The organism is Paenibacillus sp. IHBB 3054 (assembly GCF_051594305.1).
GTDB lineage: Bacteria > Bacillota > Bacilli > Paenibacillales > Paenibacillaceae > Paenibacillus_AQ.
Genome location: NZ_JBOFBG010000017.1, coordinates 21,316 through 44,167 on the forward strand (window position 1 = coordinate 21,316; position 22,852 = coordinate 44,167).

The following is a 22,852-nucleotide window of genomic DNA, read 5'->3' on the forward strand; positions in this document are numbered from 1 at the left end:
TACTTTCCTTGACTGAAAAGACGGCTGCGCCGTTCTTTTCGAAGCTTTTATGAAAGCGTTATGAAATTAAATAAAAAGGGGCAAAGACAAATGAAGACAAACAAATTCAAAGTGACAATGACTGCAGCCATGGCTTCACTTCTTCTCTTGACAACAGCATGTTCCAGCGGCAATTCAAGTTCAGGAGCAGCAGAGGGCGGCAAGGAAGAGGTTACAATTACTTTCCGTTCATCCGGCTCAGAAGATACATTGACCAAATATTTCAAATCAGGGCTTATTGAGAAGTTCGAATCGGAGAATCCGGACATCAAGATTAATATTGCACCAGTACTGGCGAGTGAAGGGGATTACACCTCTAAGATTGTTTTGCAGATGAAGTCTCCTGATACAGCGCCTGATATTGTGGCGGAAGATACCTCTGTCATTAAATCGGATGCGGCAGCAGGCTACCTTGAACCGCTGGACACACAGGTTGCAGGCTGGAGTGACTGGCAGGATAAATTCATTCAGAATCTCAAAGCCGGTGTAACCGGAGAAGACGGCAAAATTTACGGTGTCCCTGCAACTTCAGATACACGGGGCATCTGGTACAATAAGGAGCTGCTCGCAGAGGCGGGAATAGCGGTTCCGTTCAAGCCTGCAAGCTGGGAAGAAGTGCTTGATGCTGCACGTATCATTAAAGATAAGCTCCCGGGAGTAACTCCTCTTAATATGATCGTTGGCAAATCAAGCGGTGAAGGCGTGACGATGCAGACATTGGAGATGCTGCTGTATGGAACGAATGATACGCTTTACAACAACGACACCAAGAAATGGGTTGTAAGCAGTACCGGTCTGTTGGACTCTTTCAAATTTATTGATCAGGTATTCAATGTAGATAAAACAGGACCAACCATGCAGGTTGCCCTTAACGGACAAGCCGGCAGCATCGCTTTCCAGCAGCTCTTCCCTCAAGGCAAGCTGGCTATGGCGGTTGATGGAAGCTGGGCAGGATCGACCTGGTTCGAGAATGGTGCTGCTCCTATCGAAAATGTAGCAGACAAAATGGGCTTCGCTCCATTCCCGACGCAGAATGGTCAAGAGCCTGGGGCAATCACCATGTCCGGCGGATGGGCTTGGTCAATCCCGGCACAAGCACAGAATAAAGAAGCAGCATGGAAATTTGTAGAATTCCTGATGAATCAGGAGAATGCTACTGCACGTGTAGTGGCAGAGGGTAACCTGAGCCCGCGTAGTGATTCTGTAGAAGTGGAAGGATATACGGACCGTACGTTTACAGCTGAGGCTCAAGCCTTGTTGAATGTTGCCCAATTCCGCCCAGCTAATGATCAGTATGCTACCGTATCAGCACAGTTGCAGAGTATTGTGGAGAGCGTTGCTTCAGGCAAGTTAACACCGGAAGATGCAGTGAAACAGCTGCAGGATAATGTAACCCGCTCGCTTGGCGAAGATAAAGTAGAAGTAAAATAGAGATTTGAAAATCCGAAAAGGGGAGCACAAACTCCCCTTTTCGGATTGGAGGGGGAGTGACCTATGAAAAGGAAGTCGCGGGGCGCATTTTTATTTCTGACGCCTTCTGTCCTACTGCTGCTGATATTCTTTGTTGTTCCGATCATTCTAACCATTTGCTTTGCATTTACTAACATGGCCTTGACGGGGAGTGCAGCCCAGAATCTGCAGTTTATCGGTTTTCAGAATTTCACTAACATGTTTCAGGATCCGGATTTCCGGATCAGTGTGCTCAGAACACTCGTATTCCTGATTTTCTCAGCAGTTATCGGCCAGGTCGTACTAGGATTTATTCTGGCATTATTAATGAAGGAAAAGAATGTAACCTTCCGCAGGATCATCGGTATCATTGTTATTGCGGGCTGGGTAACACCGGAGATCGTGGTGGCGTTCTGTATGGTTGCTTTCTTCAGTGATAACGGTTCTTTGAATCAGATCATCGGCTGGTTTGGGATTAGCCCGGTCTCCTGGCTGTTCAGCTTCCCGATGGTTAGTGTTATCATTGCCAACATTTGGCATGGTACAGCCTTTTCAATGATGGTCTATCAATCCGCACTCGATGAAATTCCTAAAGATATAGAAGAAGCAGCTACTATCGATGGCGCAAGTAACTTTAAGATTCTGCGTTATATCACTATTCCAATGGTAAAAAGTTCGATTGTCACCAACATGATGCTGGTTACACTGCAGACATTGGGCGTATTCACGCTCATCTATACGATGACCGGAGGGGGACCGGGAACGGCCACTCAAACCTTGCCGGTATTTATGTACAATCAGGCGTTCGTCAATTATCAATTCGGATATGGTACAGCCATCTCACTGGTGCTGCTGCTGATTGGAATTGTTGCAAGTTTGTTCTACATGAGATCAATGAAAGTCAAGGTCTAACCCTGAAGGAGGTGCATCACTGTGGTCAAGCATAGGCTTCAACGTAATATACAATATGGAATCCTGGTTGTTCTGGGAATGTGTTTCCTGCTCCCGCTGCTCTGGATTCTGCTAGCTTCGTTTGATACAAATGCCCAGCAGGGCATACGACTGCCCAATTTCACGCTGGATAACTTCTCAGCGGTGTTGGGAGATAGCGGTAATCTGCGTTCGTTCGGTGTAGGCATCATTCTCTCTGGCGGGCAGGCAATACTGGTCGTAGTCGCATCGGTTCTGGCTGCGTACCCATTATCCCGTTATGAGATGAGATTCAAAAAGAGCTTCCTACTCAGCATCCTGTTTATGACTGCTCTGCCGATTACGGCTGTTATGGTTCCTGTATTTCAGATGTTTCTTTACTTCAAATTACAGAACTCCATCTTTGCTACTATGCTCTTTCTAACTTCTTCCTCCCTGCCGTACGGGATCTGGATGATGAAGAGCTTCATGGATTCCGTACCGATTGATCTGGAAGAGGCAGCTTGGATTGACGGCGCATCCGTATGGGGCGGTCTAAGAAGAATTGTAGCGCCGCTGATGCTTCCCGGTATCGCAACTATTGCGATCTTCACATTTTCGGGCAGCTGGGGCAATTTCTTCGTGCCATATATTCTCCTGCAGACACCGGAGAAGCTGCCGGCATCCGTCACCATCTATCAATTCTTCGGCAGCCATGGAATGGTCGAATACGGAAGACTTGCTGCCTTCTCATTGCTCTATACCATGCCTTCCGTAGTGCTGTACATGTTCTCCCAGCGGTATATGTCCAAAGGGTTCAGTATGGGCGGAGCGACTAAAGGATAATTGGAGGATAACGTAAATGACCAATAAAAAAACGGCGCATATCATCTCGCATACCCACTGGGATCGTGAGTGGTATATGCCTTACGAATATCATCATATGCTGCTAATCGAATTGATGGATAGGCTATTGGATACACTCGATCAAGATCCGGAATACCGTTACTTCCACTTGGACGGACAGACGATTATCCGCGAGGATTATTTGCAGGTCCGGCCGGAGCAGAGAGAGCGGCTGGATCATTATATCCGTGAAGGACGCATCCATTTCGGACCTTGGTATGTGCTGCAGGATGAGTTCCTTACCAGCGGTGAAGCTAATCTCCGCAACCTGTTGATCGGACATATGGATGCCAAGCCTTTCGGAATCATCTCGAAAACGGGTTATTTCCCGGATTCCTTTGGAAATATGGGCCAGGCGCCGCAAATTCTGCAGCAGGCAGGAATTACGAATGCGATCTTCGGGCGTGGTGTGAAGCCAACAGGCTTCAATAATACAGTAGGTGAAATGGATAGCTATGAGTCGCCTTACTCTGAAATGATCTGGCGCTCTCCGGATGGCTCGGAAGTGCTTGGTGTGCTGTTTGCCAACTGGTACTGCAATGGGATGGAAGTTCCTGCCGATCCTGCCCTTGCGAAAGCTTACTGGGATAAAAATCTAGCTGACGCTGAGAAGTTTGCTTCTACACCGCATCTGCTGTTTATGAACGGATGCGATCATCAGCCTATTCAAACCGACCTGTCCCAAGCTATTCAGACAGCATCCAGCCTCTATCCGGACGTTGAATTCGTGCATTCGAATTTCGACCAGTACCTGAAGGCGCTGGAAGACAATCTTCCCGGAGATCTGGTGACTGTAGAAGGCGAGCTGCGCAGCCAGCATACGGATGGCTGGGGGACGCTTGTTAATACGGCATCTTCCCGGGTGTATTTGAAGCAGCTTAATCAGGCAGGCCAGACTCTGCTCGAGAAGGTTGCAGAGCCGCTCGCTGCGTTTGCCAAGCTGGCAGGATTGCAGGCCTACCCGCATCATCTGCTGACTTATGCTTGGAAGACACTGATGCAGAATCATCCGCATGACAGTATTTGTGGCTGCAGCGTGGATGAAGTGCACCGTGAAATGGTGACCCGCTTCGCCAAGAGCAGCCAGATGGCAGAAGCCATCGCAGCACAGAGTGCCGGTGCGCTAGCTGAAGCCATTGATGTTGCCGGGGTAGCGGCATGGGGGGAAGCCCCTGTTCCGTTTACAGTGTTTAATACGAGCGGCTGGTCGAGAACCGGAACCATTACAGTGGAGCTGATCACGGTGAAGAAATATTTCCCTGAAGGGCCAACTCCGCAGTCCCTGGCGAGAGAACTGGGGCAGGAGCCGCTGGGTTCCTTTAAGGTAATGGATGAAGAGGGCAAAGTGTATCCGGCCACGCTTGAAGATCTGGGTGTCCATTTCGGATACGAGCTTCCCAAGGACCGTTTCCGTCAGCCTTATATGGCCCGGAAAGTCAGGGTTACTTTCCCAGCAACAGAGGTTGCCGCTCTGGGATACCGCACGTATGCACTGGTTGCCGGAGTGCCGGATACGGCTGCTGCCGTACTTGATGCCGTTAAGGTGCAAGGCAATACTATGGAGAACGCCAAGCTGAGTGTTGCTGTTGCTGACAACGGTACAGTCACGGTTACAGACAAAGCGTCAGGTGCTGTATACGCAGGACTTAACGCTTATGAGAATACCGGTGATATCGGCAATGAATATGTATACCGCCAGCCGGAAGGTGAAGCGGCGCTCACTACTGAAGGCTTGCAGGCTGAGATTACATGGGTTGAGCAATCCCCATACCGTGCTGTGGTGGAGACAGTTCTGCGCTGGGAGATTCCGGCCAGCGCCGATGAAACCTTCCTCACGGAGAAGCGCGAAATGGTTCCATTCACAGAACGCCAAGCCAAACGTGCTGCGCAGATGGTTCCGCTTGTACTGACTACGCGTTATACGCTTGAAGCCGGCAGCGGAATGCTTCAGGTCAGAACAAGCTTCGATAATCTTGCCAAAGACCATAGGCTGAGAGCGTTGTTCCCAACGGGCCTTGATAGTGATCATCATTATGCAGATTCGGTCTTTGAAGTGGCCAGACGCAGCAACAAACCTGCTACGGAATGGGTGAATCCAAGCAATGCCCAGCATCAGCAGGTATTCGCCAGTGTTGCTGATGGAGTGAACGGACTTGCGATCGCCAATAAAGGCTTGAACGAATATGAGGTGCTGCTGGACGGGAAGAACACGATAGCAGTTACGCTGCTGCGCTCATCCTCCGAACTAGGTGACTGGGGCGTGTTTGAAACGCCGGAGGCACAGTGCTTGGGTGCGCAGAGTGTAGAATATGCGATCATTCCTTATACAGGTGATGGTGCAGTATCCGGTGCATACGCACAGGCATACCAGTATCAGATTCCGTGGACCGTCGTCCAGACACAAGGTCCTGCCAGCAGAGTTGCCGCGGTGTCCAGTAACGGGCAGAACCCTGATAGAGTAACACTGCCGGTATCCGGACAGTGGCTAAGCTGGAATTCTAACGCTTCACCGCTAACCTTCTCTACATTAAAGTTTGCGGAGGAGACTGGTGATCTTGTTGTCCGCTGGTATAATCTTGGTGCAGAAGCGACAGAACTTAAGGCTCATCCTTCATTTGAAGCTGTGGCTGCATATGAGAGTGATGTTCTGGAACGCCGCGGCACCAAACTTGACGCAGATGATCAGAAAGTGGATGGCTACAAAATAATTACTCAGGTTTACCAATTAGAGAAGAAATAAAAAGTAGATTCGGAATGATTAAAAGAATAAAAACACCTCCAAGAGAATGGTCCTTTTTCGTAAATAATGACCTTGGAGGTGTTTTTGTATTAGAGTGTGTCTTCAAACTGGAAGAGCTCTGAGGAGGCAGGGGTTTAGTATTGAAAGTAGGGTCCCTAAAAGCCTGCAGCGGGTTCGTTTACTCGTAAAGGACTCAGGAGACGCTATGGAGAGTAAAACCCCTGTTTATTCTCTTTTGCGGACCCAGACGACCTTATCTGCTCTGCATTCTATCTAAAAACGGCCATCAGGGGGGAATAACTGCGCTGGAGTCCGTTTTCCTACTGTAACGGGCTAAAAGCCCCAAATAAGTGCAACTCGGTCCGTTCGCACTCAGAGCCAGGAATACACTTTCCGGACGCACACACGCCTTCGGAAGAAGAGCGAATTCTCTGAAACACCGAAACGTAAGCCTCCACCAAAAAAACTACCTAGTGGCGAAATGCCTTTCTCCGCGTGTGGTCAGAAAATAGTACTGTACCCATGATTCCTTAGGGCATACAGCAGCAGGTTTTGGCGGGGAAGCGGTTTGAAGACACGCCCTAATGAAAGTGTGAATTATCCTATTGTTGGACAATGCGTGTCCTGATCCTGTAAACGTACATTTTTTATGGAAATAAGAGTAAAGGAAATGTGAATAAGTGGATAATGATCAATTGAATTATAAATAATACGTTGCGCGTTAAGAGAATGAATCAGGATCTTGTCCGACAAACACCCAGTATATCAAGGGTTTATTTGGAGATTTGAGTTGCGAAAATTGAGTGAGTTATTAATGGGATTTTATTGGTGTTTTTGACACGACTTCAGTTCAGAGCCAAACTGGATCAGTGGAGGTTTATGGTGTATGTTATTTAATAAGGAGTGGTAATCTTGAAAAAAAACAATCAAATCCCCGCGATGCTCGCAGCTTCAATTCTGCTGATTCTGCTCAGCAGCATGCTTAAGCCGGAGGGCTCTACTCTGCTGGGTGTGCTGCAGACGTTAATGCTCGGAGTGGGCTTGCTGGGCTGCTGTACAGCGGCCTGGAGATTCGCCAAAGGCGGCAAGGGCAAGAGCTGAGTATAAATAGAAAAGGCCGCGGCACTATGCTGCGGCTTTTTCGTGCGCTTCGACAAGTTGCCCATTACATCAGCGGAGATAAGAGAGGGGTCCACAGTGGTTCTTTAATCTATGTGAGCAGCTATACAACAAATAAGTTTGCTTCAGGCCGCAACGTTTCCAACCGGCACATTTGCTCGCGCACATGTCTCAGCCGGGTTTTCAGCACAGGCACGCTTTGCTCAAGAATGGTGCTGATTGCCGGCAGGGGCAGCAGCATTCCGTACCATAACACCTGCACAATCTGATCCTCCCAGGCTAATCCATTGGAAACAAAGAGGCTGCACTCCTCCGCAGCCCGGGAGCACTGCTGAATGCACTCCCGGTAGGCAACCAGAGAGAAAGGCTGCGGGATGAAATCATCATGAAGGTACCGGGTATAAAGCTCAGTGAAGGTCTTCATCGCAGTCTTTTCCGCAACGGCACCCTCTCCCAGCAGCAGACTGGTGAGTGCATAAATATTTCCGGTGTTCTTTTGGACATATTCCGCAAACTCGCTGGCAGCTGTCCATTCCGGGGATAATGGGTCTGGCATGTCTTCACGTTCCTTCCTGAATAAGAAGTTATAAGATGGAGAAATAAGCGATGGATCTGTCCATTAGCTCGGCTATGTCCGGTTCCTGCCAGCTGCCTTTATGCAGCAGGGAACTTGAAGGTTTATAGTACATCCGTCTGAAGGGGGGCGTACCGCCGGCCCCAGCTGTACGGGAATAGGGGACCATCTGCAGATGTGACGTGACGACCTTGCCTTGCAGCTTGGCTTTTAAATCCAGCAGGGCCGTTTGCACGATTTCTTGCTGACCCGGCTCCCACTGCGCACCTAGCTGCTGTACAATTTCGATGGCTTCTTCCAGCCTGTGATTGCGTATACTTCTCAGGAAGCTGCTCCATTTAATGACGTCAAAATGATCGCCTTCCGCAGACAGTATCCCCGCTCCCCAGCTGCACCCAGCCTTGCACGTAAGCTTCAGCACACCATACCGGCACTTGCCGGATGACTCCGTGGCATGATGGAATGGCCAGGGGGCATCGAATACAAACACTTCTATACGTAACAGCCTGCGCTGGTTCATTTCGTTTTCCCTCCTACCCATTTATAAGCTGCAGACTCCGCACAAAAAACCGCAGCAGAGGAGGACCTCTGCTGCGGTTTTGGTACAGGCTTAAATACACCTGGCGCAAAAACGTGGCGGATCAAGGTTCTCTCTAGTCGCTTACGGGGTTAGCTGTCGGATTCGGACGGTGAGAGTCGCCCTACCTAATGAGACCACAGTCTCCTTCGGATTCACCCCAAGAAAGATTCTTATCTTCCAGTTAAGGCCCTGCGGGCCTGATGGTTCCCCCGTTTCCCGCATTGCGGGAATTCAGCGTTCATATCGCATTTCATGCATTGGATTCAAACCGAATCATACCTTTTCGCATGAGCTTTGTAAAAAGAAAAAAACATTCTTCTGAGCCGATTTTCAGGGGATTCTGGCAAAAGAAACGATAAGAAGTGCTAAAAGGGTGTTTATCAACGCTTTTCGGCTTTTTATCTCGTGCATACGACTGCTTTTGAATTAGGGTGATCAGAGCACAAAAGGCAATTTGCTCAACATCGGGTGAATAAAATCACAACGCTGAATGCTTTTTCGCAAATCGTTGATAAGCCGAGTAAATAAGAGGAATGATGAGATTGAGGCTTAAGTAAGCGCTACCTGATCTGGATTGGGTTTACTAAATGCATTATTTTGGCAGGTTTGGCGGTTTACAAGGTAGTGATTGCCAGAGTATGATTACTTCTGTTTACTACACAATCGAATACGCAGTCCGCTTAATTTCCGTTATGGAAAGCGGGGGAACCAACAATCGGCAGCCGATGTGAGAGTCGGAGCCGGTTATGGGGTGAATCCTGTGAAAGTGCGAGAGAATGCTCGCATGGATACAGGTAGGGCGACTCTCACTGCCCGAATCCGACAGCTAACCTCGTAAGCGTATTAGAGAGGATGAGCACAATGTGACCGCTAATTGGACCACAGAGGGAATTCCTTTGTGGTTTTTTGCTGTGTTCGTACGGGCAAATGAAAGGAAGTCCTAAGCCGGAGGAGAGGAAGATATGGCGAATTCGGAAGAATATGTACTCATTAACGCTCCGACTAAAGCGGGGGAGCATTTTATCAAAATCTTAAAGTTTAGAGGCTACAAGATCGCAGGAATCGCCAACAATGCGGCGGAGAAGCGGCGTCTGGAGGAGCTGGGAATCGAGGTCAATCTTGTGGTGGATACACATCATCAGAATACATGGTTCCGCCCCTCTTTTCCGGTAGGCAGAGTATTTCTGTTCGAGAGCAGTGTGACCTTATGCTGCCGGTATATCCAGATGTGCCGGACCTGGACGACAAAGCCAATATACGTAATTACGACTTCGATGAATCCCAGACTGGTCTATAAAGGACTTGGAGCGGATTCCGTCATCTATTCCCACAGCGGAAATGTCTCTTTTCTGGCGGATGTCTCAACGAATCCAGGATAAGGCCAAATAAAAGGGCAAATAAAAGGCATCCCCTGGACAGAGGTCCAAGGAGATGCCTTTTTCAAAATATAAGCATTTATATGCCTCACGCTATGAATTATTCAGCGGTTGCTCCAATAAGCTCCTTAAGTTCGGAAACGTTGAAGCCTTTGACTGCGCGGCCTTCGTACACAGTAACAGGCACACCCATGAAGCCCAGCTTCTCGACTTCTTCCTGATACACTGTACTTGTCATAACATCACGCACCTCGAAGCTAACGTCTTGCTCGGTCAGCCACTGTTTCACTTGATTACAGTCGCTGCATCCTGTGGTGGAATAGACAATTACCGGCTGGCTCATTGGCTCACAGCTGCCTTGATGGCATCCCGGGTGATTTTCCAATGGGAGGTGTTCCAACGGACTTCGCCGTCTTCCAACAGGAAGATCTGCGGAGATTCATGCTTGATCCCGAAATCTTCGGCAATCTGATTGGATAGCGGACGGTCTTCAATCACATGGACAATGGCAGCAGGAGTCTCGGAGCCTTGCGTATAGGCTGTGAATTCCTCGTTGGCCTTGGCGCTGATCGGGCAGGTAGTGCTATGCTTGAAAAGCAGTTTTTTACCTGGTTGCGCAACATATTGCTGCAGTTCTTCCAGAGTATGAAGTTGTTGGATAGACATCGGTATCTCACCTTCCTATAAGTACTTGTAACTACGATTGTAACATAGTTCAAAATTAAATCAAAAGGAAGTTAGAGCACCCCTTTCAGCGGAATTACAGTCCCATGAAGGACGTTGAAAAAACGTGACTGCCATGCTAATGTGAGAGAGGTGCTGCGTGTATCCTGAAGAATCGTAAAGGGTGTGTCCATAATCATGAAAAGGGTTGCTTTTGTTACCGGTGCTGACCGTGGTTTAGGTTTTTTTCTGGCAAGCTGGCTTCTAGAGAACAAATATTCCGTATTTGCCGGTCAGTATATGAAGGAGTCGGAATCGCTGGACGCACTGAAAAAGCAGTACCCGGACCGATTAACTCTGATCCCGCTGGATATCGGCGACCGTGAGAGTGTCAAGCAAGCGGCACGTAGCATTTCGGGCAGTACCGCTCATGTTGATATGATTATCAATAATGCCGGTATTATTCATAGAGCTGATGATGCCACGATGCTTGTTGATATGGACGATGAAGCCATGGCTCACATTTATAATGTAAACACGCTTGGTTCTTTGAGGGTCAGTAATGAATTGATGGGCCTGTTGATGCAGAGCAAGCAGAAATTGATTGTTAATATCTCCTCAGAAGCCGGAAGCATTGGCCGGAACAAACGGATTAATATGTACGGATACTGTATGTCCAAAGCGGCGCTTAATATGCAGTCCTCCCTGTTGCACAACCATTTGAAGGTGATGGGCGGGCAGGTTATGGTCTTTCACCCCGGCTGGCTGCAGTCCTATATGAATGGTGAGAAGGCTCTGGAGGCACCTATTCCTCCTGAAGAGTCGGCGCGCAAGATTATGAATATCGTGCAGGAGCACAAGAAGTATATGGGTGAGGAGCCGGCTTATCTCGACCTGGACGGCAATGCCTGGCCCTGGTAACTATACACTAAGAGAAGCAGGAAGAGAGGCGGGAAGAACATGTCTGAATGGAAAGCACTTGCACTTGGCAGCTACAGTGAGGTGAAATACCATCCTTTTGCCGGTGTGGATCATGAGATTAAGCACATTCTGTCACCTGATCTGCAGGTGGAGGCTTCCGAAGATTACAGTCTCCTGAACAAAGACAACCTTGAGGGATTGAAGCTGCTTATCGCCTATACCGAATTTTCCGATCAGACAATAGCCCCGGAGCAAAGTGCCGCTTTGCTGTCTTATGTAGCGGGGGGCGGAGGTCTGCTCGTTGTACATAACGGAATCTCCCTGCAGCGGAATCAGGAGCTGGGCGCCATGCTGGGCGCACATTTCACCCATCATCCGGAATACACCTCCCTGCATATGAAAATACCGGCACACGGGCATCCCATTATGCAGGGGATTAGCGAGTTCGTCATCGAGGACGAGCCGTACTACTTTGAAATGCACCCTTATTTTGAGACAACTGTGCTGGCAGAGTACCTTCATGAAGGGGCCATGCGTCAGGCAGCCTGGTGCCATGAGTTCGGACTTGGCCGTGTAGTTTATCTGATGCCGGGGCATCATTTGCCTTCCTTCTCGGTAGAGCCGTTCCGCCAAATGATCCGCCGAGGCGGAATGTGGGCAGCCGGGCTGCTGTAACCTCCTGCATTGAATTGTTTTCGCACACCATAACAGCTGTATGTTCCCCAAGAGGGGCATGCAGCTGTTTTTTTTGATGTATGAATGTTCCAGCTTCGGTCAAAATAGGGTTACGAATAAAAAGGGGGACGCATGGAATGTGGAAGATGCTATGGGATCTTGTGCCCGGCTGGAAGGTGCTGTTTCAAGGTTTTGTCATCTTCGTCGTTCCGGTCGTCTTAACCCGCCTAATGATCTGGCTCCGAATGAAAGAGGGCAAGGCGAGCACCCGGGGTATGCGGGCTGAAGGTAAAAAAGGCGGGGGTGTTCCAAGCTCCGAAGATACGGGGGAGGCGGATCAGACCAGCATCGCTGTGCAGAATAAAAAATCCGCCACAGCCGCCCCCCCTGCTCTAAACAACGCTGAACAGGCCGCTCCATCCATGACCTATACCGGAGAGTTCCACCGCGATGTACAGTCCTTCAGGGAGATAAGTGCCGATATGTCCGACGTCAATGTCAGAGAGCTGCGCATCGGAAGCCTGGAAATCAAGGCCGCGCTGTTTTTTGTAGATGGACTTACGGACAAAGAGGGTATGGACCAGAACATCCTGATGCCGTTGATGAACACGGTGCGGCCCTTTGAAGGCATGACCGCAGCCCCGCCAGCAGAGATATTGAAAGGGATTATCGTGCACAAGGTAGTACAGGTCTCGGAAATTGAATATACCGACCAGCTGAGACTCTCGCTGCAAAAGGTATTGTTCGGCTCTGCGGTATTGCTGATTGAAGGAATGACAGAGGTTTTTATACTGGGTACTCCGAAAGGCAACACAAGAAGTGTGGAGGAGCCGATATCGGAGGCGCTTCTGCGCGGTCCGCGGCTGGGTTTCAATGAAACGCTCAGTGATAATACGGCGATGCTGCGCAGACACGGGCAGAGCACGGAGCTGGCCATGATTTCTTTTACCGTGGGAGAGCGAATTGAGAAGGAACTGGTGCTGACCTATCTCAAAGGCGTCGCCAACGATGAGCTGATTAAGGAAATCATCCGGAGAATCAAGACGATCAATATAGATGATGTCCAGGAATCGGGATATTTGGAACAACTCATGGAAGACAACTACCTCAGCCCCTTTCAGCAGATCCAGAACACAGAACGCCCGGACCGGGTCATGGCGGCGCTGTTGGAGGGAAGAGCGGCCATTCTTCTGGACGGCACGCCGTTTGCACTGCTAATGCCGACTACCTTCGGAATGCTGCTGCAATCACCGGAGGATTATTATGACCGCTGGTTTTCGGGTTCACTATTGCGGCTCCTGCGCTTTTTTGCCGCATCAGTCTCGCTGTTTGCTCCGGCGCTCTACATCTCTTTTCTCTCGTTTCATCCCGGGCTGATTCCTACCAAACTGGCGATCTCAATCATCAGCTCCCGGCAGGGCGTCCCCTTTGCTACATTAATTGAAGCGCTGATTATGGAAATCTCTATCGAAATATTGCGTGAGGCCGGCCTGCGCCTGCCCAAACCCATTGGACCGGCCATGGGCATTGTCGGGGGTCTGATTATCGGCCAGGCGGCGGTAGAGGCGGGGATTGTCAGTCCGATTCTGGTCATTGTCGTTGCGGTTACAGCGATCTCCTCTTTCTCGGTTCCCATGTACAGTGCGGGGATTACCTTGCGCTTTCTCCGTTTCCTGGCGATGTTTTTCGCTGCTGTATTCGGGCTTTACGGTGTCGTTATGTTTTTCCTCCTGCTCAGCAGCCATTTGATTAAGCTGAAAAGCTTCGGGGTTCCCTACTTAAGCATGGTTACTCCCTACAGGATGAGCGATTTGCGCGATTTCATTATCCGCATCCCCCTGCAATTGATGAAGCGCCGTCCTGCATTGCTGCAGCCCAAGGATCCAATACGTAAAAAATAAACCACAACTCAGGAGATCGAGGTGAGAACCATGAATGCGAAAGTACAGGATAGCATCACGACGAGCCAAGCGACCATTATTATGGTCAATTACATCCTCGTAGCAGGCGTATTCACCCTTCCCCGGACAACTGTACAGGCCGCCGGCACTCCTGATGTGTGGATATCACTTATTGTGAGCGCCCTGCTATCCATGGTGGCCGGCATGGTAATTGTCCTGCTTAGCCAGCGGTTTCCGGGCAAGACCTTTTATCAGTACAGCAAAATCATTATCGGCAAGCCGCTTGCAGCGATTCTGGGAGTGGTCATCGCCGCGTATTTTCTATGTATTTCCGGTTATGAGCTGCGTTCGATGCAGGAGGTTACCGGATTCTTTTTGCTGGAGGGGACGCCCTATTGGGCAGTTGCCTCTATATTCCTGTGGATTGCACTTTATTTATGCAGAGGGGGAATCAATGCGCTGTCCCGGATGTGCAGACTGATTGCCCCCATGGCCGGGGCGATTTTTTTCGGGGTCTGTCTGCTTAGCCTGAAAATATTTGATATAGACAATCTCCGCCCTGTGCTCGGGGAAGGGCTGGGGCCGGTGTGGAGAGGCGCTAAGCCGACAGCGCTGACTTATACGGCAGGTGAAGCGCTGCTGTTCCTGGTAGCCTTTATGGAAAAACCCAAAAAAGCAGGGCGGGTGCTTGTCGTAGGGACATTGATCTCTATGATCTTTTATGTTGTTGCTGTTGTCATGACGATAGGGGCACTTTCCATAGAGGGTGTAGTCACCCGGACATGGCCCTTCATCGATCTGATACGCAGCTTTGAGGTGAACCTGCTGTTTGAACGTTTCGAATCCTTGCTCCTGGTCATCTGGATTATGCAAATTTTTTGTACCTTCTGCATTTCCTTCTATGGGGCGGCACTCGGAATATCGCAAATCTTCAACAAAAAGCTCGACCATTGTCTATTCGCCTTGCTTCCGCTTGTTTATTTTATTACGGAAACTCCTCCGAATATCATTGGCCTGTTCGCATTCGGCACCAGCCTTGGTAATTGGGCCATTCTGCTGTTCGGATTGCTGCCGCTGCCGCTGCTAATTATTGCACATTTCAGGAGAGCCGGATCATGAAGCGAATCGTACTGCTTGCCGTGCTTCTAATTCAAAGCATAGGGTTATCCGGCTGCTGGAGCAGCACACCCATTGAAAACTTAAATATGGAAGTGGCCGTGGCGCTCGACATAGCGGATGAAACGCCAATCGAAGAGGATTTTGATCAGAGGGGCGGGGGGTACCCGAAGAATAGACGAATGTCCTGCACCTACCAATTTATCGTACCCCAAGGTTCAGTGGGTTCCAAAAAAGAAGGTGCATCCTCCAGAAATTTCTATAATATGACTGAAACCGGAGACTCCATCTTCGAAGCGATCCGTGAACTGTCGCTGCGTACAAACAATCCTCCCATTGGACATCATCTGAAGGTCATCGTAATCGGCGAGCAGCTGGCACGTTCTACCAAGCTTTCAGAGCTGATCGATTTTTTCAGCCGGGATAATGATATCCGCCCCAGTGTGCTGATTCTCGTCAGCAAGGGAAAGGCCAGTGATGTGCTGAACAACGTGCTTCCGGGCCAGACACCTGCGTTTGTGCTGGAGGGGATATTTGGCAACCGGGACCGGAACCTGCGGATATGGGAGCCAGTGTCTATCGCCAAGGCCGCAGGTCCCCTGCACGGGAAAACCACCTTTATGTTGCAGAATGTAATAGCTGCGAAGAATGAGATGAAATTTGCCGGAGCCGGTGTGATCAAGGGGAAGACGGGCAAGCTGCAAGGCTTCTTAAACGAGGAGGAGCTGGAAGGTGTCGTCTGGCTTACGGGAAAAGGGAAAGGCGGAGTGCTTAAGACCAATGAGGATGGCAGCGGCAGGCTGATTACTTATGAGGTTAAGTCCATGGGCAGCAAAATCAAGGCTAAGGTCGAGGAAGGCGAGATCTCTTTTGCCGTGAAGATCGAGTCAACGGGCAGATATGCGGAGACTTTCGCACATGGAGGACAAAAGCTGGACGCTGCTTATATGAAGCAGGATGAACTGGTGCTGCAGGATAAGGTAAAGGAAATGGTCGGAGCCTCTGTGGAGACAATGCAGCAAAAGCTACATGCCGACGCCGCCGGATTCGGCAAAATCCTGCGTATTCAGCATCCTGCCGTATGGAGAAAGGTGAAGGAGAATTGGGATGATACCTTCAGCCGGGTTCCGATAACCATTGATGTCAAGCTGCATATAGAGGAATACGGGGCTTCCGGGACCTCCACCGAATAAAGCACGGTTATTCAAGAAAGTCCTTGACCCTTACACTGGTGTCAGGGTTTATACTTGGAATAGAAGTTCTCATGAACCCCGGGGAGAATGAATGCTATGAAAATAGGTGAACTTGCAGCACAGACGGGCGTCAGTGTCCGATCACTGCGTTATTATGAGCGTCAGGGACTTATCGCTCCCCTCCGCCAGGCGAATGGATACCGGGAGTATTCAGCGCTTGCTGTAGAGACGGTGGAGACGATTAAGCTGTATTTAAATTTAGGTTTGTCCACGGAAGAGATTTCCGGTTTTCTGCACTGCGTGCTTAAGAACAAAGAAGCGTTTTGCGCGGAAGTGATGCCGCTATACCGCAGCAAGCTGGAGGAGATTGAGCGCCAGATTGTGCAGCTCAGCCAAATTAAGCTGAACCTGCAGCAGCGGATGGCCTCCATCCAGCAGGAACGGCTGGAGGCAGAGGCGGCTGATAATTCGCTGTCTGAATGAAGACGGTCCAAAGAATGTACTTTTTGTATTATTCAAGATATACACATGGGAGGAACTTACGATGGCTATTATCAATGCAGAGAAAACTGAGGATCTAAGAGCCGAGCTAAGAGGCAGCGGGACCGTACTGGTTGATTACGGAGCGCCATGGTGCGCGCCCTGCAAGATGTTGCTGCCTGTTCTGGAGGAACTGAATGACGAGTATGGAGACAGTGTGGCTATCGTTAAGGTGAACTGTGATGAACTGCCGGAGCTGGCGGGGGAGGCCGGAGTCATGGGCCTGCCTACGGTGATTGTGTATAGTGGAGGACAACCGGTGGAGAAGCTGGTCGGCCTGCGTCCTAAATCGGCTTACCAGGGTGTATTGAACAAGTATGCGGCTGTAAGCAACAGATAAGAGAATAAGAGGCAGTGAGCGGCATGCCTAGCATGCGCTTCCTGCCTCTTCCTATGTCTAATTATGAATTCAAAGTGACTTGGCTTTCTCCGCAACGGGAACAACCTCATTATGATGCAATGCCTCCAGCACTTCGGTCCGAAGAGCATCTGTGAACTCATTCCACGTCTTTTTGCCAACACCCAGCTCATCGCGTCCGATGGAATTCAGTGTTTCCAGCCACACGCGTTTGTCATTAATTTCGCCAAGCTGCTCCTGGATCTGTTTATAGATCTCCTCATGGGCATGGAATTTCTGGTTAAGTGCGAATGCGGCCGCATTGGCCGTATAGCGCAGCTCCTTGGCGGCGATCCGCAGCTCATGCAGTGCGTCGAAGGCTTCCTGTGATTCGGCCTCGGCACCTTTGAATAGGGTTTTGCATGTTTTTTTCTTCTGCTCAAAAGCTACTTCAAGTTCGCGCATGACGACGTTTACATCTCTTTTCGCTGCCAGTGGCTCAAGCGTGCTGCTTCGAAAAGCCTCCCATAACCCGTCCAATTCCTTGCCTGCCAGCTTTGGGAGCTCAGCCTCCAGCTTCTTGCGGTATTCCTTCCGCTTATCCTTCTGGTGTTTGATGACCGCCTTCAGCAGTTCGGCAGTTTTCGCCTCGCCGGCTTCCTTGGCGCGCTTGCGTCTTTCCTTGAAAGATTCAATAAGAACATCTGCATCCCTGACCTTGCCCAGCCTTTTCTGGGCCTGCTTGAATACGTTGTACAGCTCGGCTGCGGCGGAATGATCCGGGTCGAGAATGGACAGCAGGGTCAGCAGCTTGCGGCTGTTCACTCTGGCTTGATGAATATCCTCGTCATCAAAGTTTTTGATCGCGTCTTTGCTGTAGTCTCTAAAGTTGATATACAGCTTGTGCATCGCCTGTTCCCATTGTCTGGTCTTGCTTAACTGCCTGTCCTTCGCAAGTTGTTCGACTGTCATGCGGCATCACTCCTCAAGGTTGTGTATAGCATGAGCTTCAGCGCTTAATCTTGCCGCTGATTGAAACTTGTTATGGTATTAGGATAACGGTATCCTGCAGCTATTTCAAATGCTGAACCCACGCTTTGCCTTCGCGCCAGGCTGCGGATCGGTTACAATATGACTATTGGTTCGGACAAAGGTTAACATTCAATAGGTACTCGGGGGATGAATGATGATCAATAAAGGAATTAACAGAGCAGAATCGGGCGCGGAGCGCGCTCTTCCGAATGTAATGGTGCTGTTTGAGCATTTGTCAGATGATGACGGGAAGGCAGCAAAATATGGCGGAAGTGGGGCTGCTGAAGGTGGAGCGGTGGCGGAACATGCTGGGAAGGCAGAGCATGCTGTGATGGCCGGAGATGTGGGGAAGGCAGAGCATGCTGTGATGGCTGGAGATGTGGGGAAGGCAGAGCATGCTGTGATGGCTGGAGATGTGGGGAAGGCAGAGCATGCTGTGATGGCCGGAGATGTGGGGAAGGCAGAGCATGCTGTGATGGCTGGAAATGCTGGAGAGGCAGGAGGCATGCTGGTTCCCTTTGCATTTGAGGAGACGCTGTGCCGGGATATTGGAGCGGGACTGGCCCCTCCAGCCCTGCATCTCTGGAGTCATCCCGCAGGTGTTGCACTGGGCCTGCGGGACAGCAAACTGCCCCGCGCAGATGAGGCGATGGCCGGGCTTGAGCGGCGCGGGTTTCGTACAGCGGTCCGTCACTCCGGCGGGGCTGCCGTGCCGCTGGATGCCGGGATCGTCAATGTGGCGCTGGTCCTTCCCAAAACTCCGGGCAAGCTGGATTTTCACGACGATTTCCGGCTGCTGGCTTCCCTGATTCAGGAAGCCGTAGCGGTAAGCCATCCGCAGGCTGCGGCGTTGATCCAGGCCGGAGAAATCACCGGTTCCTATTGTCCCGGCGATTTCGATCTGGCTATCGGCGGCCGCAAGTTCTGCGGCATTGCCCAGCGGCGGCAGAGCAGCGCGTATTTCGTTCACGCGTTCGTTGTGGTCTCCGGCTCCGGGCAGGAGCGCGGGGAGCTGATCCGCGGATTCTATGAGACTGCGTCCGGCGGGGACGAGTCTTTGTCTTATCCGCGGGTCCGCCCGGAGACCATCGCCGCGTTAAGCGAACTCGGCGGGCCGGCTTTGGCGGCGGTGTTCGCTTCAGGCATCCGGCAGGCGATATCCGGGCGCGGAGTGCAGCTTAAACCGGCTGCCCTCCTCAAGGAGGAGACCGGTTATGACTTGCAGTATGCGGATCAGCGTGTGCTGGAAGCGGCACGGGTGCTGCGGGAACGTTATTCCCGCTGAGATTTGTACGTCCGCAGGGATTGAGCTTGAATCTGAGCTAAAGCCTGAGTTTGAACTGGGGGTTAAGTTTGGGGTTTGGGTTTGGCGATTCCGGCCAAACCCCACAAAAGGTGCTGCAAGACAGCTGCTTTAAGCAGCTGCGGCAGCACCTTTTGTTATGGGGTGATAAGGAGCCGCAATGTTACTGATATAAGCTGAGCTGAACGCAAGTTTGCAACTAATACCGTGCCCATGCTAACCGCACAGTGTCCACGATAATAAGAGGCACTGCTAAGCCGATAGCTGTACTCAATACAACTAAAACCTGACCTTTTAGGTCCGGCAAGGAGAGAACTGCACTCTGTACACTTAAAAAGTGTCGATCCGGCCAAAACATAGCTTTCCGGCATTTTTAATTGCAGGAAATACACTTATTTCCAAATAATCTCCATTTTGGACCTGACTAGTTGCAGTAAATACATCTATATGGTGCGGTGTAATGAGACCGCTGTTTTGTTCAAACTATATAATTCTTGTTTCGGCTTTTCCTGCGGGCAGCGGCTACCTATACAGCTCTGGCCGTCTGTCGGAAAAGATCGGAATCTGCTGTCTTACCTCCCGCACCTTCTGCAAATCAATGACGCCGCTCAGGATTTCCTCGCTTTTTCCGGCCTCACATATAATGTCGCCCCACGGATCAATGATCATGGAATGCCCGGCGAAAATGTTCGCCGGATCAGCCCCGGCGCGGTTGCAGGCGACGACGTAGCATTGGTTTTCGATTGCCCGGCTGATCAGCAGGGCACGCCAGTGGGACAGCCGGGGCAACGGCCATTCGGCGCTGATGAACAGCACCTCCGCTCCGAGTGCCGTATGGGCGCGCACCCACTCCGGGAAGCGGATATCATAGCAGATCAGTCCGGCGCATAACGCGCCGTCCAGGCTGAACAGCCCCTTGGCTTCTCCTGGCTGAAGATATAGGTGCTCATCCATCAGGCGGAACAGATGCAGCTTGCTGTATTCCCCGGCAAGCTCGCCATTGCGGCCAAAGACGAACATGCTGTTGGTGATCCCGGCGGCCTGCTTGTTGGCTACGGAACCGGCAACGATATTGATGCCATATTCGCGGGCCAGGCCGGAAATAAAGTCCTTCGTAATCTGCCCCTCTGGATCGGCAATTTCATCAAGCCGCGTTAGATCGTATCCGGTCGTCCATAATTCGGGGAGAATGAGGCAGTCAGGACAAGTTGCCGCGGCCTGGCGTATTTTGTGTTCAGCCGCCACATAATTTGCCTCTGGTTTGCCAAATGCTATATCGAGCTGAATCAGGGAAATTTTCATATTTCCAGCCTCCTCTTTCATTATTATTGATAAATTAGTTGACGGGTCAACCATATCGGTGTAAACTAATTTTTATCAAAAGGATTTTGCACAATATATTTGCTTTGATGCATTCTTTTTGAAGTCCATTTTGTACGAAGCAATCCACAGTAGTGGAGTTTGCAAAACTTTAAGGGGGTTAATTTTGACTGAACATCTGCCTGAGGAAGAAGAGCAAATATTTGAACTGCTGCAGGCGCTGAACAAGGGAATCAGCCCCAAGTTTGAACGTTGTGCGGGCATCAGCCCTACGCGGCTCCGCCTGCTTCACGAGCTGTTTCAGGTTGCAGAAATCAGCCAGATTTCGCTGCAAAAGGAAGTCGACATTGATGCTGCAGCTGTCACCCGCCATTTGAAGGGGCTGGAGGAGAACGGCATGATCTCCCGCCGCAACAATCCTGCCGACAACAGGGTGACTCTGGTCTCGCTCACTGAACAAGGACGGGAGAAAATCCTCTCCTACAAGGAGGAGAAGATCCGGTTCCTCCGCTCATTGCTCACCGGATTTGAAGGGCAGGAGCTCAAAGTGCTTATAGATATGCTTACCCGGCTGCAGCAAAACATCAATTTACTGTAGTCTGACTTATATACCAATTATAAAGGAGATTATTACAAATGAATGCTACCAGAACCAACGATTTCAATTCTATTATTACAGGCCGCCGCTCGGTCCGCAAATATGATACATCCGTCAAAATCAGCAAAGAGGAAATGACCGAGATTCTAACTGAGACTACACTGGCTCCTTCCTCGGTCAACATGCAGCCTTGGCGCTTCCTCGTGATCGAAAGTGCGGAAGGCAAAGCCAAATTGGCTCCTATCGCCCGCTTCAATCAGGTGCAGGTAGAAACCTCCGCAGCAGTTATTGCCGTATTCGGCGACTTGAACAATTTTGATTATGCTGAACAGATTTACGGTACGGCTGTTGAGCGCGGACTTATGCCTCAGGATGTGAAAGAGAACCAATTAACCCGTCTGGCCAGCCATTTCGCGACACTGCCAGCGGATGTGAACAGAGAGACTGTGATGATTGACGGCGCATTGGCTTCCATGCAGCTGATGCTGGCTGCCCGTGCCCACGGCTATGACACCAACCCTATCGGCGGATTCGAAAAGGATCAAATTGCTGAAGTCTTCGGTATGGACAAAGACCGTTACATCCCGGTTATGCTGATTTCGATTGGCAAAGCGGATGGAGAAGGATACGCATCCGTCCGTCTGCCGATTGACACTATTGCCGAGTGGAAATAAGAGCATAAGCTCCCGAATTCAGTTACGAAGTTCATTCTGACAAAACCATTAGGAGGAACAAAACTATGATCATTATCCACGCTTTAATGCAAGTGAACCCTGAACGCGAGGAGCAGTTCCTGGCTGAAGCCAAGACGTTGCTTGCAGCAACCCATGAGGAAGAGGGCAACCTCTCTTATGAGCTGTACAAGCACGCCGCGAAAGAGAATGTATATATTATGGTCGAAACCTGGCGCGATGCAGCTGCTGTAGGCAGCCATAACACAAGCCCGCATTTCACGGGGTTTGCCGCTAAGGCAGGCGAGTTTCTGACTGCGCCGCTGGATGTGAAGGCATACAACGGCGAGCTGTTGCAGCAATAAGGGCAATGTAACAAGTGGGGAGGGATAGGGAATCGTTCATGCAAAGGATGTTCTGGCCAATCAGTTACTAGCCAATGCCAATGATCCAAGCTGGTATTCTCCGTTCGCGCAGGCGGTAGAAGGTTTAACAGAGGAAGAAGCCTTTTGGAAGCCTGACGGGAACAGCAACAGTATCGCTGAAATTACGCAGCATCTGCTGTATTGGAACAATGCCTGGCAAACCAGATACCATCTGGGCCGGGTAGATGCTGTCCCTCCGATTGAGGATAACAACAGCAGTTTTGTCATACCGGAGGGCACAGCCTTTGATCAGTTAAGAACGAAGCTGCTGGAGGTGCTGCTTGGTTGGCAGCCGCTGCTGCAGGAAGACAGACTTGAGGCTAAAGCGGCAGGATTTCCTGTGCCAGCGGAATGGTGGGAGATTATCAGCAACGCGGCAATGCACAATGCCTATCACATTGGTCAAATCGTTTTTGTCCGAAAGCTTATTGGCAGCAGGGAATAACTGCATCCAGGAAGAAAAGA

Annotated in this window: 24 protein-coding genes and 2 riboswitches; of the genes, 18 read left to right on the plus strand and 6 right to left on the minus strand. The window is 50.4% G+C overall.

Going from position 1 to position 22,852, the window contains the following annotated elements:
* Positions 1-90: 90 nt before the first annotated feature.
* The 5 genes from ACQ76X_RS18650 (at position 91) to ACQ76X_RS18670 (ending at position 7,144) form a co-directional block, all read left to right on the plus strand.
* Positions 91-1,470 carry an extracellular solute-binding protein gene (locus tag ACQ76X_RS18650; protein ID WP_438495398.1) on the plus strand — a complete coding sequence of 460 codons (1,380 nt, stop codon included), beginning with the start codon at positions 91-93 and terminating at the stop codon, positions 1,468-1,470.
* 63 nt (positions 1,471-1,533) lie between these two features.
* Positions 1,534-2,400, plus strand: a complete 867-nt coding sequence (locus ACQ76X_RS18655; protein ID WP_438495399.1) for a carbohydrate ABC transporter permease — start codon at positions 1,534-1,536, stop codon at positions 2,398-2,400.
* A gap of 78 nt (positions 2,401-2,478) precedes the next feature.
* Positions 2,479-3,243: a carbohydrate ABC transporter permease gene (locus ACQ76X_RS18660; protein ID WP_438495473.1), complete on the plus strand. Its 765-nt coding sequence runs from the start codon at positions 2,479-2,481 to the stop codon at positions 3,241-3,243.
* Between the two features lie 16 nt (positions 3,244-3,259).
* Positions 3,260-6,043, plus strand: coding sequence for an alpha-mannosidase (locus tag ACQ76X_RS18665; RefSeq protein ID WP_438495400.1), 2,784 nt, complete (start codon positions 3,260-3,262; stop codon positions 6,041-6,043).
* A 912-nt stretch (positions 6,044-6,955) separates the two neighbouring features.
* On the plus strand, positions 6,956-7,144 hold the full coding sequence (locus tag ACQ76X_RS18670) for a hypothetical protein (protein WP_438495401.1): 189 nt from the start codon (positions 6,956-6,958) through the stop codon (positions 7,142-7,144).
* Positions 7,145-7,265: 121 nt separating this feature from the next.
* Here ACQ76X_RS18670 and ACQ76X_RS18675 read toward each other — a convergent pair whose 3' ends face one another.
* Both ACQ76X_RS18675 and ACQ76X_RS18680 read right to left on the minus strand, forming a co-directional pair.
* A complete protein-coding gene (locus ACQ76X_RS18675; RefSeq protein ID WP_341089542.1) occupies positions 7,266-7,718 on the minus strand; it encodes a hypothetical protein in 453 nt (150 codons plus the stop codon).
* Positions 7,719-7,746: 28 nt separating this feature from the next.
* A complete protein-coding gene (locus ACQ76X_RS18680; protein ID WP_342438209.1) occupies positions 7,747-8,256 on the minus strand; it encodes a hypothetical protein in 510 nt (169 codons plus the stop codon).
* A 124-nt stretch (positions 8,257-8,380) separates the two neighbouring features.
* Positions 8,381-8,563, minus strand: a riboswitch (cyclic di-AMP (ydaO/yuaA leader).
* 420 nt (positions 8,564-8,983) lie between these two features.
* A riboswitch (cyclic di-AMP (ydaO/yuaA leader) is annotated at positions 8,984-9,172 on the plus strand.
* Positions 9,173-9,278: 106 nt separating this feature from the next.
* On the opposite strand from ACQ76X_RS18680, the gene ACQ76X_RS18685 reads away from it, so the two are divergent.
* The gene (locus ACQ76X_RS18685) at positions 9,279-9,695 is read left to right on the plus strand and encodes a hypothetical protein (protein ID WP_038585433.1); all 417 of its coding nucleotides are present in this window, start codon (positions 9,279-9,281) and stop codon (positions 9,693-9,695) included.
* Positions 9,696-9,792: 97 nt separating this feature from the next.
* On the opposite strand, the gene ACQ76X_RS18690 is transcribed toward ACQ76X_RS18685, so the two are convergent.
* Positions 9,793-10,035, minus strand: coding sequence for a glutaredoxin family protein (locus ACQ76X_RS18690; RefSeq protein WP_038585436.1), 243 nt, complete (start codon positions 10,033-10,035; stop codon positions 9,793-9,795).
* A complete protein-coding gene (ytxJ, locus tag ACQ76X_RS18695; RefSeq protein ID WP_038585439.1) occupies positions 10,032-10,358 on the minus strand; it encodes a bacillithiol system redox-active protein YtxJ in 327 nt (108 codons plus the stop codon). Before ytxJ ends, ACQ76X_RS18690 begins: the two co-directional genes overlap by 4 nt.
* 195 nt (positions 10,359-10,553) lie before the next feature.
* Here ytxJ and ACQ76X_RS18700 point away from each other — a divergent pair, with 195 nt between their 5' ends.
* The 7 genes from ACQ76X_RS18700 to ACQ76X_RS18730 all read left to right on the plus strand — a co-directional run bounded on the left by ACQ76X_RS18700 (position 10,554) and on the right by ACQ76X_RS18730 (position 17,041).
* On the plus strand, positions 10,554-11,276 hold the full coding sequence (locus ACQ76X_RS18700) for an SDR family NAD(P)-dependent oxidoreductase (protein WP_438495402.1): 723 nt from the start codon (positions 10,554-10,556) through the stop codon (positions 11,274-11,276).
* Between the two features lie 39 nt (positions 11,277-11,315).
* Positions 11,316-11,951 carry a ThuA domain-containing protein gene (locus tag ACQ76X_RS18705; protein ID WP_438495403.1) on the plus strand — a complete coding sequence of 212 codons (636 nt, stop codon included), beginning with the start codon at positions 11,316-11,318 and terminating at the stop codon, positions 11,949-11,951.
* A 137-nt stretch (positions 11,952-12,088) separates the two neighbouring features.
* A complete protein-coding gene (locus tag ACQ76X_RS18710; protein ID WP_438495404.1) occupies positions 12,089-13,852 on the plus strand; it encodes a spore germination protein in 1,764 nt (587 codons plus the stop codon).
* A gap of 30 nt (positions 13,853-13,882) precedes the next feature.
* The gene (locus ACQ76X_RS18715) at positions 13,883-14,971 is read left to right on the plus strand and encodes a spore germination protein (protein WP_438495474.1); all 1,089 of its coding nucleotides are present in this window, start codon (positions 13,883-13,885) and stop codon (positions 14,969-14,971) included.
* Positions 14,968-16,161, plus strand: coding sequence for a Ger(x)C family spore germination protein (locus tag ACQ76X_RS18720; protein ID WP_438495405.1), 1,194 nt, complete (start codon positions 14,968-14,970; stop codon positions 16,159-16,161). The genes ACQ76X_RS18715 and ACQ76X_RS18720 overlap by 4 nt, the downstream gene beginning before the upstream one ends.
* Before the next feature lie 96 nt (positions 16,162-16,257).
* Positions 16,258-16,644 (plus strand): MerR family transcriptional regulator, encoded by a 387-nt coding sequence (locus ACQ76X_RS18725; protein ID WP_438495406.1) that lies wholly within the window; start codon positions 16,258-16,260, stop codon positions 16,642-16,644.
* Positions 16,645-16,705: 61 nt separating this feature from the next.
* Entirely contained in the window at positions 16,706-17,041 is a 336-nt protein-coding gene (locus tag ACQ76X_RS18730) for a thioredoxin family protein (RefSeq protein ID WP_379146419.1), read from the plus strand.
* 69 nt (positions 17,042-17,110) lie between these two features.
* On the opposite strand, the gene ACQ76X_RS18735 is transcribed toward ACQ76X_RS18730, so the two are convergent.
* On the minus strand, positions 17,111-18,010 hold the full coding sequence (locus ACQ76X_RS18735) for a CHAD domain-containing protein (RefSeq protein WP_438495407.1): 900 nt from the start codon (positions 18,008-18,010) through the stop codon (positions 17,111-17,113).
* 211 nt (positions 18,011-18,221) lie between these two features.
* Here ACQ76X_RS18735 and ACQ76X_RS18740 point away from each other — a divergent pair, with 211 nt between their 5' ends.
* Positions 18,222-19,355 (plus strand): lipoate--protein ligase family protein, encoded by a 1,134-nt coding sequence (locus ACQ76X_RS18740; RefSeq protein ID WP_438495408.1) that lies wholly within the window; start codon positions 18,222-18,224, stop codon positions 19,353-19,355.
* A gap of 540 nt (positions 19,356-19,895) precedes the next feature.
* Here ACQ76X_RS18740 and ACQ76X_RS18745 read toward each other — a convergent pair.
* Positions 19,896-20,675 carry a carbon-nitrogen family hydrolase gene (locus tag ACQ76X_RS18745; protein WP_438495409.1) on the minus strand — a complete coding sequence of 260 codons (780 nt, stop codon included), beginning with the start codon at positions 20,673-20,675 and terminating at the stop codon, positions 19,896-19,898.
* Between the two features lie 184 nt (positions 20,676-20,859).
* Between ACQ76X_RS18745 and ACQ76X_RS18750 the strand changes: the two genes are divergently transcribed.
* The 4 genes from ACQ76X_RS18750 to ACQ76X_RS18765 all read left to right on the plus strand — a co-directional run bounded on the left by ACQ76X_RS18750 (position 20,860) and on the right by ACQ76X_RS18765 (position 22,832).
* On the plus strand, positions 20,860-21,291 hold the full coding sequence (locus ACQ76X_RS18750) for a MarR family winged helix-turn-helix transcriptional regulator (protein ID WP_438495410.1): 432 nt from the start codon (positions 20,860-20,862) through the stop codon (positions 21,289-21,291).
* Positions 21,292-21,329: 38 nt separating this feature from the next.
* Positions 21,330-21,965 (plus strand): nitroreductase family protein, encoded by a 636-nt coding sequence (locus tag ACQ76X_RS18755; protein ID WP_076112837.1) that lies wholly within the window; start codon positions 21,330-21,332, stop codon positions 21,963-21,965.
* 65 nt (positions 21,966-22,030) lie between these two features.
* Complete coding sequence (locus ACQ76X_RS18760) at positions 22,031-22,327, plus strand: putative quinol monooxygenase (RefSeq protein ID WP_438495411.1); 297 nt, start codon at positions 22,031-22,033, stop codon at positions 22,325-22,327.
* A 31-nt stretch (positions 22,328-22,358) separates the two neighbouring features.
* The gene (locus tag ACQ76X_RS18765; RefSeq protein WP_438495475.1) at positions 22,359-22,832 is read left to right on the plus strand and encodes a DinB family protein; all 474 of its coding nucleotides are present in this window, start codon (positions 22,359-22,361) and stop codon (positions 22,830-22,832) included.
* Positions 22,833-22,852: the final 20 nt, after the last annotated feature.

What these genes read in the sequence shown, in the direction of transcription:
- ACQ76X_RS18650 (WP_438495398.1), top strand. Translation starts at nt 91, where the DNA reads ATGAAGACAAACAAATTCAAAGTGACAATGACTGCAGCCATGGCTTCA.
- ACQ76X_RS18655 (WP_438495399.1), top strand. Translation starts at nt 1,534, where the DNA reads ATGAAAAGGAAGTCGCGGGGCGCATTTTTATTTCTGACGCCTTCTGTC.
- ACQ76X_RS18660 (WP_438495473.1), top strand. Translation starts at nt 2,479, where the DNA reads ATGTGTTTCCTGCTCCCGCTGCTCTGGATTCTGCTAGCTTCGTTTGAT.
- ACQ76X_RS18665 (WP_438495400.1), top strand. Translation starts at nt 3,260, where the DNA reads ATGACCAATAAAAAAACGGCGCATATCATCTCGCATACCCACTGGGAT.
- ACQ76X_RS18675 (WP_341089542.1), bottom strand. Translation starts at nt 7,718, where the DNA reads ATGCCAGACCCATTATCCCCGGAATGGACAGCTGCCAGCGAGTTTGCG.
- ACQ76X_RS18680 (WP_342438209.1), bottom strand. Translation starts at nt 8,256, where the DNA reads ATGAACCAGCGCAGGCTGTTACGTATAGAAGTGTTTGTATTCGATGCC.
- ACQ76X_RS18685 (WP_038585433.1), top strand. Translation starts at nt 9,279, where the DNA reads ATGGCGAATTCGGAAGAATATGTACTCATTAACGCTCCGACTAAAGCG.
- ACQ76X_RS18690 (WP_038585436.1), bottom strand. Translation starts at nt 10,035, where the DNA reads ATGAGCCAGCCGGTAATTGTCTATTCCACCACAGGATGCAGCGACTGT.
- ytxJ (WP_038585439.1), bottom strand. Translation starts at nt 10,358, where the DNA reads ATGTCTATCCAACAACTTCATACTCTGGAAGAACTGCAGCAATATGTT.
- ACQ76X_RS18700 (WP_438495402.1), top strand. Translation starts at nt 10,554, where the DNA reads ATGAAAAGGGTTGCTTTTGTTACCGGTGCTGACCGTGGTTTAGGTTTT.
- ACQ76X_RS18705 (WP_438495403.1), top strand. Translation starts at nt 11,316, where the DNA reads ATGTCTGAATGGAAAGCACTTGCACTTGGCAGCTACAGTGAGGTGAAA.
- ACQ76X_RS18710 (WP_438495404.1), top strand. Translation starts at nt 12,089, where the DNA reads ATGTGGAAGATGCTATGGGATCTTGTGCCCGGCTGGAAGGTGCTGTTT.
- ACQ76X_RS18715 (WP_438495474.1), top strand. Translation starts at nt 13,883, where the DNA reads ATGAATGCGAAAGTACAGGATAGCATCACGACGAGCCAAGCGACCATT.
- ACQ76X_RS18720 (WP_438495405.1), top strand. Translation starts at nt 14,968, where the DNA reads ATGAAGCGAATCGTACTGCTTGCCGTGCTTCTAATTCAAAGCATAGGG.
- ACQ76X_RS18725 (WP_438495406.1), top strand. Translation starts at nt 16,258, where the DNA reads ATGAAAATAGGTGAACTTGCAGCACAGACGGGCGTCAGTGTCCGATCA.
- ACQ76X_RS18730 (WP_379146419.1), top strand. Translation starts at nt 16,706, where the DNA reads ATGGCTATTATCAATGCAGAGAAAACTGAGGATCTAAGAGCCGAGCTA.
- ACQ76X_RS18735 (WP_438495407.1), bottom strand. Translation starts at nt 18,010, where the DNA reads ATGACAGTCGAACAACTTGCGAAGGACAGGCAGTTAAGCAAGACCAGA.
- ACQ76X_RS18740 (WP_438495408.1), top strand. Translation starts at nt 18,222, where the DNA reads ATGATGATCAATAAAGGAATTAACAGAGCAGAATCGGGCGCGGAGCGC.
- ACQ76X_RS18745 (WP_438495409.1), bottom strand. Translation starts at nt 20,675, where the DNA reads ATGAAAATTTCCCTGATTCAGCTCGATATAGCATTTGGCAAACCAGAG.
- ACQ76X_RS18755 (WP_076112837.1), top strand. Translation starts at nt 21,330, where the DNA reads ATGAATGCTACCAGAACCAACGATTTCAATTCTATTATTACAGGCCGC.
- ACQ76X_RS18760 (WP_438495411.1), top strand. Translation starts at nt 22,031, where the DNA reads ATGATCATTATCCACGCTTTAATGCAAGTGAACCCTGAACGCGAGGAG.